This window comes from Klebsiella sp. HMSC16C06, assembly GCF_001808325.1.
Lineage (GTDB): Bacteria > Pseudomonadota > Gammaproteobacteria > Enterobacterales > Enterobacteriaceae > Klebsiella > Klebsiella variicola.
On the sequence record NZ_KV792988.1, the window covers coordinates 207,429 to 222,467 of the forward strand.

Consider the following 15,039-nt stretch of genomic DNA (forward strand, 5'->3'; position numbering starts at 1 on the left):
GTTCAACAGCAGTAAAATCATGCCCTGACTATAACTTCCGCAGTTTTAGCGCCATACAGCGGCGTTTCATTTCTGCAAGGATGATCACACAACTGGCAGCTTATGGTAGTTTTGTCAGCAATCTACGGGTAGCGTATAACAAAAGAGAGCTGGAACCTTTTTCTCATATAACTCGGCAGTTTGAAGTGATTTATTTTTCTGACTGGCAGAGATAAGCCCAATAAAAACCATTAAATTGTTATACCTTCACATGAGGTTGATAATGAAAAAGAACACGCTTGCTGCACTGATCCTTACCACCCTGGCGGCGGGGCAACTCACCAGCCTGCAGGCGCACGCCGCCGGGCAGCTCAACGTCTGGGAAGACATTAAAAAATCCGCCGGCATCAAAACCGCGGTTAGCGATTTTGAAAAGCAGTACAACGTGAAGGTCAATCTCCAGGAGATGCCTTATGCCCAGCAGCTGGAAAAGCTGCGCCTCGACGGCCCGGCGGGCATTGGGCCGGACGTGCTGGTGATCCCGAATGACCAGCTCGGCGGCGCCGTGGTTCAGGGACTACTCTCGCCGCTCAGTGTCGATCAGGCGAAACAGGATGCCTTTACGCCAGCCTCCATCAATGCCTTCCGCATGGACAACGCGCTGTACGGGATCCCGAAAGCAGTGGAAACCCTGGTGCTTATCTACAACAAGGACCTGATCGACAAGCCGCTGGACAGCCTGCAGGCCTGGCTGGACTACTCGAAAACCCAGCGCGAGCAGAACAAATACGGCCTGCTCGCCAAGTTTGACCAGATCTATTACAGCTGGGGGGCGATTGGCCCGATGGGCGGCTATATCTTTGCTAAAAACGACAGCGGTGGCTTTAACCCGCAGCAAGTGGGCCTCAATACCCCCGGCGCCGTCGAAGCCGTCACCTTCCTGAAAAAATTCTATGCCGAGAAGGTCTTTCCAGCGGGGATCCTCGGCGATAACGGGCTGAATGCCATCGATTCCCTGTTTACCGAGAAAAAAGCGGCGGCGGTGATCAACGGCCCCTGGGCCTTCCAGCCGTATGAAGCCGCTGGCATTAACTATGGCGTGGCGCCCCTGCCGACCCTGCCGGACGGCAAGCCGATGAGCTCCTTCCTGGGCGTCAAAGGCTATGTGGTATCGACCTGGAGTAAAGACAAAGCGCTGGCGCAACAGTTTATCGAGTTCATCAACCAGCCGCAGTATGTGAAAGCCCGCTATGTCGCCACCGGCGAAATTCCGCCGCTGAAGGCGATGATTGACGATCCGGTGATTAAAAACGACCAAAAGGCCAGTGCCGTCGCCATCCAGTCGGCGCGAGCGGTGGCGATGCCGGGCATTCCGGAGATGGGGGAAGTGTGGGGGCCGGCCAACGCCGCGCTTGAACTGAGCCTCACCGGTAAGCAGGCGCCGCAGGCCGCGCTCGATAACGCGGTGAAACAGATCACGATGCAGATCGAAGCAATGCAGGCCAGCAATCAGTAATTCACCGTCACGTGAAGTCACCGAGCGGGAGGGGGACCTCCCGTTTGTAGAAGGAGTCGAGTGTGAGCATCCATTCCAGCGAAAATTTTAGCGACGCACGCGGGCCCGGGCGCCATGCATGGTGCGGCCTGCTGCTGGCAATCGTGCCGGGTTTCGGTCAGTTTTATCATCGCCAGTGGCTGAAAGGGCTGGTCTTCCTGGTGCTGCTCAGCAGCTTTCTGGGGATTTTTTATGATTTCCTGCGTGAGGGGTTGTGGGGGTTATATACCCTGGGTGAAGAGGTACCGCGGGATAACTCTATCTTCCTGTTAGCGGAGGGGATTATCAGTGTGCTGATCGTCGCCTTTGGCGTGCTGATCTATTTTCTCTCGCTGCGGGATGCGTGGCTGAACGGCAAAAAACGCGATGAGGGGATCGCCCTGAACAGCGTGCGTAAGCAGTACCAGATGCTGCTGAGCGACGGCTTCCCGTACCTGATGATCACCCCGGGCTTTATTCTGCTGGTGTTTGTGGTGATCTTTCCCATTCTGTTCGGTTTCGCCATCGCCTTCACCAACTACAACCTGTACCACACGCCGCCGGCGAAGCTGGTGGACTGGGTGGGGCTGAAAAACTTCGTCAATATTTTCACCCTCTCTATCTGGCGCTCCACCTTCCTGGATGTGCTGCAGTGGACCGTGGTGTGGACGCTGCTGGCGACCACCCTGCAGTGTACGGTGGGCGTGCTGCTGGCGATTCTGGTGAATCAAAAAGATCTGCGCTTTAAGCCGCTGATCCGCACCATCTTTATTTTGCCGTGGGCGGTGCCGGGGTTTGTCACCATCCTCGTCTTTGCCGGTATGTTCAACGATTCATTCGGGGTCATCAACAACGCGATCCTGTCGTTCTTCGGTATCAGCCCGAAGGCATGGCTGACCGACCCGTTCTGGACTAAAACGGCGCTGATCATGATGCAGACCTGGCTTGGCTTCCCGTTTGTCTTTGCCATGACCACCGGCGTGCTGCAGGCGATCCCGGACGATCTGTATGAAGCGGCGACGATGGACGGCGCCAGCGCCTTTACCCGTCTGCGCACCATCACTCTGCCGCTGGTGCTGTACGCGATCGCGCCGATCATCATCACTCAGTACACCTTCAACTTTAATAACTTCAACATCATTTATCTGTTTAACAACGGCGGTCCTGCGGTGGCAGGCTCCAACGCCGGTGGGACGGATATTCTGGTGTCGTGGATCTATAAGCTGACGATGTCCTCGTCGCAGTACGCCATCGCGGCGACCATCACGATCCTGCTGTCGATCTTTGTCGTCGGCCTGGCGCTGTGGCAGTTCCGCGCCACCAAATCCTTCAAAAATGACGACATGGCGTAAGGGAAGCAACATGGCTCAATCACCCAGTATTAAACGCGAAAAGTGGATCCGACTCTCTCTCACCTGGCTGGTGGTTATTCTGGTCTCGGTGGTGATCATCTATCCGCTGGTCTGGACGGTCGGGGCGTCGCTGAACGCCGGCAATAGCCTGCTCAGTACCTCGATCATTCCGGAAAACCTGTCGTTCCAGCACTATGCCGATCTGTTCAATGGCAATGTGAATTACCTCACCTGGTACTGGAACTCGATGAAAATCAGCTTTCTGACCATGGTGCTGACCCTGATTAGCGTCAGCTTTACCGCTTACGCCTTCTCCCGCTTCCGCTTTAAAGGGCGGCAGAACGGGCTGATGCTGTTCCTGCTGCTGCAGATGATCCCGCAGTTTTCCGCGCTGATTGCGATCTTTGTGCTATCGCAACTGCTTGGCCTGATTAATAGCCATCTGGCGCTGGTGCTGATCTACGTCGGGGGGATGATCCCGATGAATACCTGGCTGATGAAGGGGTATCTCGACGCGATCCCCAAAGATCTGGATGAGTCCGCCCGCATGGACGGCGCCAGCAGCTTTCGCATCTTTATCGAGATCATCATGCCGTTGTCGAGGCCGATCCTCGCGGTGGTGGCGCTGTTCTCCTTCACCGGTCCGCTGGGCGATTTCATCCTCTCCAGCACCATCCTGCGTACCCCGGATAAATACACGCTGCCTATCGGTCTGTATAACCTGGTGGCGCAAAAAATGGGTGCCAGTTACACCACCTACGCGGCGGGGGCGGTGCTGATTGCCGTACCGGTGGCGATCCTCTACCTGGCGTTACAAAAATACTTTGTCTCCGGCCTGACCTCGGGCAGTACTAAAGGATAAGCACATGAAAAGATTCACCCCCGCATGGCTTGCGGTTTGTCTGGCATGCAGTTTCTCCACCTCTTCTCTGGCCGCGGACGCGCTTGAAACCCGCGCGTTTCAGGGCATGCCGGCGGACTTTATCAAAGGCGCGGATATCTCCACGCTGCTGGATGCCGAAAAGCACGGGGCGACGTTCTACGACCAGAATAATCAGCGCAAGGATCCGATCGCGATTCTGAAAGAGAACGGCGTCAACTATGTTCGCCTCCGTCTGTGGGTGGATCCGCAATCGGCGAGCGGTGAGGGCTATGGCGGCGGAAATAACGATCTGGCCACCACCCTGACCCTCGCGAAACGGGCGAAAGCCCAGGGGATGAAGCTGCTGCTCGATTTTCATTACAGCGATTTCTGGACCGATCCCGGCAAGCAGTTCAAGCCGAAAGCCTGGGAAAAGATGGATTATCCGCAGCTGAAAACGGCGATTCATGACTATACCCGCGATACCATCGCCCGCTTTAAGCAGGCAGGCGTCCTGCCGGACATGGTGCAGATCGGCAATGAGATCAACGGCGGCATCCTGTGGCCGGAAGGGAAAAGCTGGGGGCAGGGGGGCGGCGAGTTCGACCGGCTGGCCGGGTTGCTGAACGCGGCCATTGATGGCCTGAAGGAGAATCTACGTAACGGCGAGCAAGTGAAAATCATGCTGCATCTGGCCGAAGGGACCAGGAACGATACCTTCCGCTGGTGGTTTGATGAGATTGACAAGCGCCATGTACCGTATGACGTGATCGGTCTGTCGATGTACACCTACTGGAACGGGCCGATCAGCGCCCTGAAGGCCAATATGGATGACATCAGCAAACGCTATAACAAAGACGTTATCGTCGTCGAGGCGGCCTATGCCTATACCCTGGCCAACTGCGACAACGCGGAAAATAGTTTCCAGGCGAAAGAGGAAAAGGACGGGGGTTATCCCGCCACCGTGCAGGGGCAATATCACTATATTCACGATCTGATGCAGGCCGTCATAGATGTTCCCGACCAGCGCGGCAAAGGTATTTTTTACTGGGAGCCCACGTGGATTGCCGTGCCGGGAAATACCTGGGCCACCCCGGCGGGGATGAAATATATCCACGACGAGTGGAAAGAAGGCAATGCACGTGAAAATCAGGCGCTATTTGATTGCCAGGGAAAAGTATTGCCGTCGGTAAAAGTTTTTAATTAATTTTTTGTCGTTTTTTTCAGGAAGTTTATTATGAATAAATTTGCACCTTTACATCCGAAGGTTAGTACGCTGCTGCATGGCGCGGATTATAATCCGGAGCAATGGGAGAATGACCCCGATATTATTGATAAAGACATTGCCATGATGCAGCAGGCAAAATGCAATGTGATGTCGGTGGGAATATTTAGCTGGGCGAAACTGGAGCCACGCGAAGGGGTATTTAATTTCGCCTGGCTGGATACTATCCTCGATAAACTGTATGCCGCCGGCATTCATGTTTTTCTGGCCACGCCGAGCGGCGCGCGTCCGGCGTGGATGTCTCAGCGCTATCCGCAGGTTCTGCGGGTGGGACGCGATCGGGTGCCGGCCCTGCACGGCGGCCGTCACAACCACTGTATGTCGTCACCGGTCTATCGCGAGAAAACCCTCAAAATCAATACCCTGCTTGCAGAGCGTTATTCTTCACACCCGGCGGTACTGGGCTGGCATATTTCCAATGAATATGGCGGTGAATGCCATTGCGATCTCTGCCAGAACCGTTTTCGTGACTGGCTGAAGGCGCGTTACCAGACCCTGGAGAACCTCAACCAGGCCTGGTGGAGCACCTTCTGGAGTCATACCTATACCGACTGGTCGCAAATTGAATCACCTGCGCCACAGGGCGAGGTGTCAATTCACGGTCTCAATCTTGACTGGCATCGCTTTAACACCGCTCAGGTGACCGATTTCTGCCGCCATGAAATTGCCCCGCTGAAGGCGGCGAATGCCTCCCTGCCGGTGACCACTAACTTTATGGAGTATTTCTACGATTACGACTACTGGCAACTGGCAGAGGTGCTGGACTTTATCTCGTGGGACAGCTATCCGATGTGGCACCGCGATAAAGACGAAACCGCACTGGCCTGCTACACCGCGATGTATCACGACATGATGCGCAGCCTGAAGGGCGGCAAACCGTTTGTGCTGATGGAGTCCACACCAGGCGCCACCAACTGGCAGCCGACCAGCAAACTGAAGAAGCCGGGAATGCATATTCTCTCCTCGCTGCAGGCGGTGGCGCATGGCGCCGACTCGGTGCAGTATTTCCAGTGGCGGAAAAGCCGCGGTTCGGTTGAGAAATTTCACGGCGCGGTGGTTGACCACGTCGGGCACATTGATACCCGTATTGGTCGTGAAGTCAGCCAGCTCGGCGAGATACTGAGCAAGCTACCAGAGGTCCGGGGTTGTCGCACCGAGGCGAAAGTAGCGATTATCTTCGACCAACAAAACCGCTGGGCGCTTGATGACGCCCAGGGGCCGCGCAATCTGGGTATGGAGTATGAGAAGACGGTCAACGAACACTACCGTCCGTTCTGGGAACAGGGCATTGCCGTCGATGTGATTGACGCTGATGTCGATTTAACGCCATACCGGTTAGTGATTGCCCCGATGTTATATATGGTGCGCGACGGCTTTGCCGCGCGGGCAGAGGCGTTTGTCGCCAGCGGCGGCCACCTGGTGACCACCTACTGGACCGGCATCGTCAATGAGTCCGATCTCTGCTATCTCGGCGGCTTCCCGGGCCCGCTGCGCAATCTGCTGGGGATCTGGGCGGAAGAGATCGACTGTCTGAATGACGGCGAGTTTAATCTTGTGCAGGGGCTTGCCGGGAATCAGTGCGGTCTGCAGGGTCCCTATCAGGTGCGCCATCTCTGTGAACTAATCCATACCGAGAGCGCTCAGACGCTGGCCACCTACCGGGATGATTTCTATGCCGGACGGCCGGCGGTGACGGTGAACGGTTTCGGGAAAGGTAAAGCCTGGCATGTCGCCTCCCGCAACGATTTAGCCTTCCAGCGCGATTTCTTTGCTGCCCTGAGCAGGGAGCTGGATCTGCCACGAGCGATAGCGGCGGATTTACCGCCCGGCGTAGTGGCTACCGCGCGCACCGACGGTGAGAGCACGTTTGTCTTCCTGCAGAACTACAGCGCGCAAAGTCATACTCTGACTCTGCCGCCGGGGTATTGGGATTGCCTGACCGACGCGGCGGCGCCGGACCCGCTGACACTCTCAGCATGGGATTGCCGTATTCTTCGTCGTCACGCCTAATCCTTTTTTCTCCACGCCTGCTCTGCTGAGCAGGCTTTTTTTTATCTTAAACCTGGAGTTTATGATGGTGAGTTTAAAATCCTTTCTGCACTATTTCTCTCCTGCACGTCCGGCACAGCCGTTAAGCGAGGTGGAAAAACAGCAAATCGAGGCGCTGATTCAGGCCTTTGGTGGCGAAGCGAATATTACGCAAGTGGATGCCTGTATTACTCGTCTGCGGGTGACGGTTCGTCATCTTGCTGCCGTGGATACTGACGCATTACAGCAGCAGGGCGCGCTGGGCGTCATTATTCTCGGTCAGCAGGTGCATGCTATTTTCGGTAAGCAGTCCGATGCGTTGCGTCAATTGCTGGATGAGCATTTTGCTACCCGGAAATAAATAAAACGGGATAACCTGAAAACAGGTTATCCCGAAAATAAGACAAAGACAGCAGTGGCAATAATGATTACCGGAGGGTAATTAATGACCTTACAGTTGGAGATATAAATAACGTATTTGTCTTACCAGCGCGATATTACCACCAGGCCTCAACCTGCACGCCGAAATTCCAGGTATTATTCGCCGTCTGGTCTTCAAACGGTTTACCATCTTCGGAATCATTCAGGTATGAAGCAAAAATGCGTAATTCCGGGCGTGACATAAAGTCCGGCCCGTCCGCGAGGCCCAGCGCAATGGTATATTTCTCACCGGCCTGTTTGTAGCTGGTGCCATTGTTATAGCTGTCTTTCTGATAGAAACCGCCGACTTCGCCAATCAGGCGGACGTAGTCGGTGAACTGATACTGCCCACGGGCAACCAGCGACAGCATCCGCGTTTTGTCGGTGTAGTCGGTAATATCATCCGCCGAGCCCCAGGTCAGGACGTGGTTGATGGAGAACTTTTCGGTAATCGGGATCAGGCCGGTGTTAATCACGCGATAGCCGGTGGCGTCGTTCACGTAGTTCCACATATCGTACCAGCCGCCGCCCTGGGAGACCATGTTCTGCGCCAGCCCTTTGTTGGCATACTGCAGCACGGTTTTGTTATAGCCGCCCAGCATATCCTGACTGATTTCACCGGTCAGCATCACGCCATTATCGGCATCGTACAGCCCGCCGTAGCTGTCCTGTTTTTTGGTGGTGTTCGGCATGGCGTAGTCGATGCCGAATTCGGTCCACGAACCCGACCACGGCTTCCAGCCTGCATAGCGTAAATCGATATAGTTAATATTGACGTTGCTGTCGCCATCGACGCGATAGTCAACGTCGTTGGCATCGCCGCGGATCCAGGCCAGCGAGACGGCGCCCGGGCCGAGGGTGTAGTTTTCCACCCCGGCCCCGGAGCCGGATATGTTCCAGTATTTGGTATCGATGATGTGCAGATCGTGGCGCTGGTAGTAACGTTTACCCCCCCAGATCACCGCATTCGGATCGCCGGGGATCAGCCCTTTGATCTGCAGGTTCAGCTGACGTAAACCGAACTGTGCATCATCATTCAGCGTGGTTTCATTATCGTTAGAGCCGTCGGAGACCATGCTGACCATGCTGTCGAGATAGAAGCTGACGTCATCTTTCTTGTAGACCTCGGAGCCCAGCTCCAGCTCACCATAGGTATCCGATTCATTACCCAAACGGCCCAGCTTGTTCTTTTGCCATTCCGCTTCACTACCATCGCCGGAGACCCCAACCCCGGCGCGCATATAGCCATGGAAATCGATACTCGGGATTGCGGCGGTCGCCGCAAACGCGGAAGGGGCGATTAGCGCAGCGGCTAACGCGGCGGAAAGGGCGCGCAGTGTCGTATTCATCTCTATCCTCTTATTGTTTTGTATTACGTTCACATAACTGATGTCATAAAATGCCTAAATGTAACTTCAGGCAAACGAGATATGATTATTGTGTGACTAAGTGCAAATAATCATGCTGGTTTTTGTTGTGATGGGTGAGGTGATTCACAATTAACTATGTTGTGAACGTAATACTTTTTGTGGTGTAATTTTGCGATGAAAGGTGGCGGTGAGCGTTTTTTCAAATGGCCCCTGTTACAATCATGGGATAACAACATAAGGAACCGGACCATGAAGTCTAAAAGCGCTACTCTGGAAGACGTCGCACGCCATGCGGGCGTCTCTTACCAGACCGTGTCCAGGGTACTCAATAAATCTGCCAATGTATCCGAAGCGACGCGCCGCAAGGTGGAGAAATCGATAGAGGCCTTACGCTATGTGCCAAACCGGCTGGCGCAGCAGCTGGTGGGGAAGGAGAGTCAGACGGTCGGGCTGGTGACGATTTCGCTGGCCTGGCATGCGCCTTCCCAGGTGGCGGCGGCGGTAAAACGTTATGCCAATCTGGAAGGTTACCAGGTCCTGATTTCGATGATCGATGAGAGCGTCAACCAAAGTATTCAGGATTCCATCAATGAGCTGAAATCTCAGCGGGTGGATAAAGTCATTATCAACGTGCCGCTGGAGACCGAGCAGGCGCAGAAAATCGCCGCTGACAACGATGATATCGTCTGCCTTTTTCTCGATGTCGACCCCTACAGTTCCGTGTTTAACGTTTCGTTTAATCCGGCAGATGGCACCCGGGCCAGCGTCAAATATCTTTATGAGATGGGGCATCGGGAGATCGCGTTGCTGGCGGGGCCGGACAGCTCCGTCTCGGCCAAACTCCGGCTGAAAAGCTGGCTGGAGACTCTGGAGGGCTACGGCCTGAAGCCGGTGACCGTTCTGCACGGCAACTGGGATGCGCAAAGCGGCTATGCCGGCGCGCTGCAGATGCTGCGCGAAACGCCCAATTTCAGCGCCGTGCTGGTGGGTAATGACCAGATGGCGCTGGGGGTGCTCAGCGCCTTCCATCAGCACCAGGTGGCGGTGCCGGGGGAGAAGTCCGTCATTGGCTATGACGATACCTACGAAAGCTCCTTTTTCTATCCGGCGCTGAGTACGGTGTCGCTGGACCTCGATCTGCAGGGGAAAGAAGCGGTGCGGCGGATCCTCGCCAGCACCAGCGGTGCGCCACATACTTCATCCATCCTGCCGGCGCGCCTGGTGATACGTCATTCCAGCGGCGCCAGAACTGAGCAAGGCAAAGATCTGCAGGCCATCGCGGAACAGCTACGCGCCATCGCCCACCGTCTGGCGCCCTGAAACCTAAGGCGGGGAAACTCGCCTTAGGCCCATTACCCTTAATTTGAACATGGTTGATCTTTGTCGTGGAACGGCGTAACTTAAATGTTATGTTATAACATAATGACGAGGTCATCATGAAAGCCCATATCCATCCCCCTTATCGCACGGTGGTGTTTCACGACACCAGCGTTAATGAGTATTTTAAAGTCGGTTCCACCATCCGCACCGATCGCGTGATTGAACTCGACGGCGAAACTTTTCCGTATGTAACGATCGACGTCTCCTCGAAATCGCATCCGTACTACACCGGCAAACAAAAAACCTTCGCCAGCGAGGGCAGCGCGGCCCGGTTCCGTCAGCGCTTCGGCGGCTTTATTGATGCGAAAAGGAAGGCATGATGCAGGTCGTTAACTCATTACGCAGCGCCAAACAGCGCCACCCGGATTGTCAGCTGGTCAAGCGCAAAGGGCGGCTGTACGTTATCTGTAAGAGCAACCCCCGCTTTAAAGCGGTGCAGGGGCGCAAAAAACGTCGTTAACGGAAACTCTCCAGAGTGCGGCGCTGCTGGCCGTCGGCGGTAAAATTGTCGGCGGCCAGCCATTGCCGCATGGCGTTATCCAGCTGCGGCCATTCGCCGTCTATCACCGAAAACCAGTCCGTATCCCGGTTATGTCCTTTGCTCACCAGTGCCTGACGAAAACGTCCTTCGTACTGAAAACCCAGCCGTCTTGCCGCCCGGCCCGACGGCATATTGAGACTATTACATTTCCATTCATAGCGACGATAACCGAGCGTATCAAACACATACTGCATCAACAGCCAGTGCGCTTCGGTGGCCATAGCCGTTCGGCTCAGCAACGGTGAAAAATGCACATGTCCCACCTCTACCACGCCGTGGGTGGCGTCAATGCGCATTAACGCCAGCGAGCCAACCGCTTTCCCTTGCCGCTGGTCAACGACGGCAAAATGGATCGGGTCTGCCAGCGTGGCGACCTGCTCCACCCAGGCACTGAATTCTGCAAGGTTGCTCTCAGGTTCACGCAGCAGCCACGTCCAGCTGCGGGCGTCTGGCGCCAGCTGGTGAGCAGCAAACAGGTCGCTGGCATGCGCGAGAGTCAGTGGTTCGAGCCGACAGCGGCTGCCCTGTAATACCTGCCGTGCTGGCCATGGACGCGGTTGCCAGTCAGGCAGCGCGGCGCCGAGTTCCTGTCCAAACTGATTGTATTCACGCATTGCGGTTTCCTTAGCGGGGTTTTTCAGGCAGCGTACGCGCTCACTGGTTCCATAAAAAGTGCCACAGGCGTATGTTTTTATAGGGCCACGAGGAGATGAGATGAACATACCGGACGATGGTTTTTTTACGCTGGTGACGCAGGGGATACAGCACCGATCGGATGAAACCCTGCAGCGGGCCCTTTACCACACATTGCGTCATGCCATCCTGCAGGGAACTCTGGCGGCCAACTGCCGTTTGCCCGGATCGCGGGTGATGGCCGGACGGCTGCAGCTATCGCGAAATACGGTCAATGCTGCCCTGGAGCAGCTGGCGCTGGAGGGATACCTGATGCGGAGCCGTCAGGGAACGCAGGTGGTACCGCTCGCCGCCTGCCGCGAAGAGCCCGTGAAGGTGCCGCCCGTCGTGCTGCCTGAACGGCTGCAAGGGCTGCCAGCCGCAATGCGCCGCGACTCTCCGGCGCTGCTGTTTACCACTGGCATGCCGGCGGTGAACTATTTCCCGTTGCCGCTGTGGCGGCGGCTGATGGATAACGTCTTACGTGACGAGGGCAGTGCACTGCTCGGCTATGGCGAGGCGGCAGGCGACCCCTTGCTGCGGGAGGCTATCGCTCGTCATCTGGCGCTCTCCCGGGGGATCCGTTGCGATATTCGGCAGATTGTCATTACCGAAGGGGCCCTGGAAGGGGTGAACTTATGCGCTTCGCTGTTGACGGATCCTGGCGACAGCGTGTGGGTGGAAGAGCCGGGTTACCTGGGGGCCAGGAGCAGCTTCCAGCGGGCAGGGCTGCGGGTCAGCGGGATGGCGGTCGATGACAAAGGGATGGGGATTGCCAACGGCGTCGCGGAGCCGCCCCGGCTGATCTTCACCTCTCCCTCTCATCAGTATCCCCTCGGGAGCGTCATGAGCGCCGCGCGACGTCTGGCGCTGGTGGAGTACGCCCGCCTGCACGGGGCGTGGATTGTGGAGGATGACTACGACAGCGAGTTTCGCCATAGCGGAGAGCCGATCCCGGCGATGCTGGGGATGGTGCCGGATGCCCCGGTGGTGTATCTCGGTACCTTCAGCAAAACACTCTTTCCGGCGCTGCGTATTGGCTTCATGGTGATGCCGCCTGCGCTGGCGGATGCCGTTCAGGATGTGATTGGCACGTTGCTGCGTGGAGGACACCGCACGGAACAGCGGGCGCTGGCCAGGTTTATTGAGAAGGGGCACTATGCTCGCCATCTGGCGGCCATGCGTCGCCTGTACCGCAAGCGCCAACAACAGCTGCGTGAGGCACTGGCGCAAGAGATAACCGTGCCATGCGAGGTCCTTGGCGGGGAAGGGGGGCTCCATTTGACAGTCGCAATGGAAGGGTTCGATGACCAGGCGATTGCGCAGCAGGCGCGTCAGTTTCAACTGGCGCCTGCCGCGTTAAGTCATTTCTATCTCGACCCGCAGCGGGGGCGGAGCGGGCTGGTGCTGGGATATGGTAATACTTCTGCTTCCCGCTATCCGCTGGCGCTGCGGACGCTAAATCGTCTTATTGTGCAGCACCGGCGCGGGTCAGCGTAAAAACGTCGTAGAAGGAGAGCTCGCCTTTGGTGGCGACCATCTTTTTGAGCTGCGCCTTCTGCTCGCTATCGACATCCGGCGACTGAAGAATACGCTCGATCAGCTGCCGGGGAACAAAGCGGGTGTTATACCATTCCCCGTTGTAGCACACGCGAAAGTCGAGGACATCGATATCTTCATAACGATAGCGCGGATAGACATCAAAGAAGAAAAAGGCGTTGAACAGGATGAACAGCACCACCAGCAACCAGACCGAGTCTACCAGCGTTTCAGAGCGCAGCATGACCACCAGCGTCGCCAGAAACGCGGCATACATGGCAACAAACAGCCCCGGATGGTTGCGGATAAAACTGATGCTAAAACGCGGGCGATTATCGCGTTTTTCCTGAACGTTGAGTTCGTCAATGGTATGAGTTAGCAGGCGTTGTATTTCTGTCATCTTGGTCCCCGAATTCTGCAATGAGCCAGCCGTGCGCGCCCGGCGGACCAGGCGTGGCAGGCTTAGCCTGAAGGCTATTTTATGTTGCAATATTCCACGGCGAAAGTAACAGATCAGTTACAGAAAACCATAACAGTTACGGATTTGGTACCGGAAGGCGCTTAATGATCTGCGCCGGGTTGCCGCCGACAACGGCCCCGGCCAGTACATCTTTGGTGACGACTGCACCGGACGCAATGACCGCATTATCACCAATGGTCACCCCGGGATTGATTACCGCCCGCCCACCAATCCACACATTGTGGCCAATGGTCACTGGTTTGCCATATTCCTGGCCGCTGTTACGCGCCTCGGCATCCAGCGGATGGGTGGCGGTATAAATATGGACGCCCGGCGCCAGCATGCAGTTATCGCCAATATGAATAGGGCAGACGTCCAGCATCACGCAGTCAAAATTGGCGTAAAACGCGTTGCCGAGAAAGATATTGTAGCCGTAGTCGCAGCGAAAGCTTGGCTCGATATACGCATCGCCGGCGCGACCGAACAGCTCGGCCAGAATATGCTGACGTTCTTCCTGCGCATCCGGGGAGGAATGATTATAACGGTGTAACAACTGTCTGGCGCGCAGGCGATCGGCGCGAAGCGTTGGGTCGCCAGATAAATAGAGCTCACCGGCGATCATTTTACGTTTTTCTTCACTCATGGGTCTTCCTTATACCTGACTTTAGATGGCCGTAGCAGTATAAAAAAGAAACCGGTTACAGGGTTGCTGTTAGCTGAATGATGTGATGACTATCACAAAGATACCCTGCGGCGGCTGACGCGTATCGTCCGGTCAGCAGACCACGTTGTGCGCGTCGATTAGCGGATAAACTTCCAGACTGAGGTCGGGATCTTATCGTACAGCTTATTCATGGTCAGTTCAGCCAGACGATGATCGGCGGCTGAGTAAAATACCGCCAGTTCATTATCAGACAGTTCATATTTATTTTTTTCAATGACGCGCTCCAGCGTGTCAATTGTCTGGCAACGACGTAAGCGCATCAAATAGTCTGTTTTAGTTAATGGCTTATCAGACATAATTCCACCTTTTGATTGTAATAATTCTAACACGAGAGACTGGCCGGGTTTTCCCGGCTGGCGTTGACAAAGCAACGAAATAGTCGATTACCGGATTTTTTCCACTTTTGCAAATCCGTTGAGTTAATGCCGTAGTTACTGAACAAGGTAAAAGTATCGTCCAGATATTCGTCAACCTGAGCGACCAGTTTATTATCCTCAGTGTACTTAATTTTATAATTAAGCGCGAATGTGGCAATGTGCTCGATCAATTCATTTAACTGAAGATTGACAGCCGAAGTCGGGTCGTTGACCCAGCCATGGTTGCTCTCTTCCAGGTTTGCAAGGCAGTCATGATACAGCGTTTCGCAGAGAAAGCGTAGCTGTGCAATATCATGTCTTTTTGGCGAGTATTCGTCCATAACGCATCCCCTTTTGAGTGGTTTAAACGACGACTAACAAACACCGTTGTGGGATGAACACGACTAACCGACCTGACACTAACTGAGTAATCCTGCTGATTTAACTATAATCCACTCTCCAACAGATTTCATCGTGCTATTACGAAAAATTACAATTATCAGAGAGAAATTATCTTAAAAATAGACGAATTAATTT

16 protein-coding genes and 1 pseudogene are annotated in these 15,039 nt (G+C 55.2%); 11 read left to right on the forward strand and 6 right to left on the reverse strand.

What is annotated here, in order from left to right; translation table 11 throughout:
* Positions 1-262 precede the first annotated feature (262 nt).
* The 6 genes from HMPREF3142_RS05700 (at position 263) to HMPREF3142_RS05725 (ending at position 7,401) form a co-directional block, all read left to right on the forward strand.
* Complete coding sequence (locus HMPREF3142_RS05700) at positions 263-1,495, forward strand: maltodextrin ABC transporter substrate-binding protein (protein ID WP_012542673.1); 1,233 nt, start codon at positions 263-265, stop codon at positions 1,493-1,495.
* Positions 1,496-1,557: 62 nt separating this feature from the next.
* Positions 1,558-2,865 carry a carbohydrate ABC transporter permease gene (locus tag HMPREF3142_RS05705; protein ID WP_008805425.1) on the forward strand — a complete coding sequence of 436 codons (1,308 nt, stop codon included), beginning with the start codon at positions 1,558-1,560 and terminating at the stop codon, positions 2,863-2,865.
* Between the two features lie 10 nt (positions 2,866-2,875).
* Positions 2,876-3,727, forward strand: a complete 852-nt coding sequence (locus tag HMPREF3142_RS05710) for a sugar ABC transporter permease (RefSeq protein ID WP_004204761.1) — start codon at positions 2,876-2,878, stop codon at positions 3,725-3,727.
* Positions 3,728-3,731: 4 nt separating this feature from the next.
* A complete protein-coding gene (locus HMPREF3142_RS05715; RefSeq protein WP_042946830.1) occupies positions 3,732-4,934 on the forward strand; it encodes a glycoside hydrolase family 53 protein in 1,203 nt (400 codons plus the stop codon).
* A gap of 30 nt (positions 4,935-4,964) precedes the next feature.
* Positions 4,965-7,022 (forward strand): beta-galactosidase, encoded by a 2,058-nt coding sequence (locus HMPREF3142_RS05720; RefSeq protein WP_070611747.1) that lies wholly within the window; start codon positions 4,965-4,967, stop codon positions 7,020-7,022.
* A 64-nt stretch (positions 7,023-7,086) separates the two neighbouring features.
* The gene (locus HMPREF3142_RS05725; protein ID WP_008805428.1) at positions 7,087-7,401 is read left to right on the forward strand and encodes a glucose PTS transporter subunit EIIB; all 315 of its coding nucleotides are present in this window, start codon (positions 7,087-7,089) and stop codon (positions 7,399-7,401) included.
* Positions 7,402-7,537: 136 nt separating this feature from the next.
* Here the strand turns inward: HMPREF3142_RS05725 and HMPREF3142_RS05730 are convergent, their stop codons facing one another.
* A complete protein-coding gene (locus HMPREF3142_RS05730; RefSeq protein WP_008805429.1) occupies positions 7,538-8,809 on the reverse strand; it encodes a maltoporin in 1,272 nt (423 codons plus the stop codon).
* 270 nt (positions 8,810-9,079) lie between these two features.
* Here HMPREF3142_RS05730 and HMPREF3142_RS05735 point away from each other — a divergent pair, with 270 nt between their 5' ends.
* From HMPREF3142_RS05735 to ykgO, 3 genes are all read left to right on the forward strand, one after another.
* On the forward strand, positions 9,080-10,150 hold the full coding sequence (locus HMPREF3142_RS05735; protein WP_008805430.1) for a LacI family DNA-binding transcriptional regulator: 1,071 nt from the start codon (positions 9,080-9,082) through the stop codon (positions 10,148-10,150).
* A gap of 116 nt (positions 10,151-10,266) precedes the next feature.
* On the forward strand, positions 10,267-10,530 hold the full coding sequence (locus HMPREF3142_RS05740; RefSeq protein ID WP_008805431.1) for a type B 50S ribosomal protein L31: 264 nt from the start codon (positions 10,267-10,269) through the stop codon (positions 10,528-10,530).
* Positions 10,530-10,670 carry a type B 50S ribosomal protein L36 gene (ykgO, locus tag HMPREF3142_RS05745; protein WP_002892018.1) on the forward strand — a complete coding sequence of 47 codons (141 nt, stop codon included), beginning with the start codon at positions 10,530-10,532 and terminating at the stop codon, positions 10,668-10,670. The genes HMPREF3142_RS05740 and ykgO overlap by 1 nt, the downstream gene beginning before the upstream one ends.
* Here the strand turns inward: ykgO and HMPREF3142_RS05750 are convergent.
* Complete coding sequence (locus HMPREF3142_RS05750; RefSeq protein WP_016160391.1) at positions 10,667-11,365, reverse strand: GNAT family N-acetyltransferase; 699 nt, start codon at positions 11,363-11,365, stop codon at positions 10,667-10,669. The genes ykgO and HMPREF3142_RS05750 overlap by 4 nt on opposite strands.
* A 100-nt stretch (positions 11,366-11,465) precedes the next feature.
* On the opposite strand from HMPREF3142_RS05750, the gene HMPREF3142_RS05755 reads away from it, so the two are divergent.
* Complete coding sequence (locus HMPREF3142_RS05755; protein ID WP_070611749.1) at positions 11,466-12,923, forward strand: MocR-like pyridoxine biosynthesis transcription factor PdxR; 1,458 nt, start codon at positions 11,466-11,468, stop codon at positions 12,921-12,923.
* Here HMPREF3142_RS05755 and HMPREF3142_RS05760 read toward each other — a convergent pair.
* On the reverse strand, positions 12,892-13,362 hold the full coding sequence (locus tag HMPREF3142_RS05760; protein ID WP_008805434.1) for a YlaC family protein: 471 nt from the start codon (positions 13,360-13,362) through the stop codon (positions 12,892-12,894). The genes HMPREF3142_RS05755 and HMPREF3142_RS05760 overlap by 32 nt on opposite strands.
* A 27-nt stretch (positions 13,363-13,389) precedes the next feature.
* Here HMPREF3142_RS05760 and HMPREF3142_RS29290 point away from each other — a divergent pair.
* Positions 13,390-13,527: pseudogene (locus HMPREF3142_RS29290) on the forward strand (hypothetical protein); the annotation flags it as partial.
* Here the strand turns inward: HMPREF3142_RS29290 and maa are convergent.
* The 3 genes from maa to tomB all read right to left on the reverse strand — a co-directional run bounded on the left by maa (position 13,499) and on the right by tomB (position 14,843).
* Positions 13,499-14,065 carry a maltose O-acetyltransferase gene (gene maa / locus HMPREF3142_RS05765; protein WP_023297139.1) on the reverse strand — a complete coding sequence of 189 codons (567 nt, stop codon included), beginning with the start codon at positions 14,063-14,065 and terminating at the stop codon, positions 13,499-13,501. The pseudogene HMPREF3142_RS29290 and the gene maa sit on opposite strands and share 29 nt — an antisense overlap.
* Before the next feature lie 158 nt (positions 14,066-14,223).
* Positions 14,224-14,442 (reverse strand): HHA domain-containing protein, encoded by a 219-nt coding sequence (locus HMPREF3142_RS05770; RefSeq protein ID WP_002892050.1) that lies wholly within the window; start codon positions 14,440-14,442, stop codon positions 14,224-14,226.
* Positions 14,443-14,468: 26 nt separating this feature from the next.
* Positions 14,469-14,843, reverse strand: coding sequence for an Hha toxicity modulator TomB (tomB, locus tag HMPREF3142_RS05775; RefSeq protein ID WP_008805436.1), 375 nt, complete (start codon positions 14,841-14,843; stop codon positions 14,469-14,471).
* Positions 14,844-15,039: the final 196 nt, after the last annotated feature.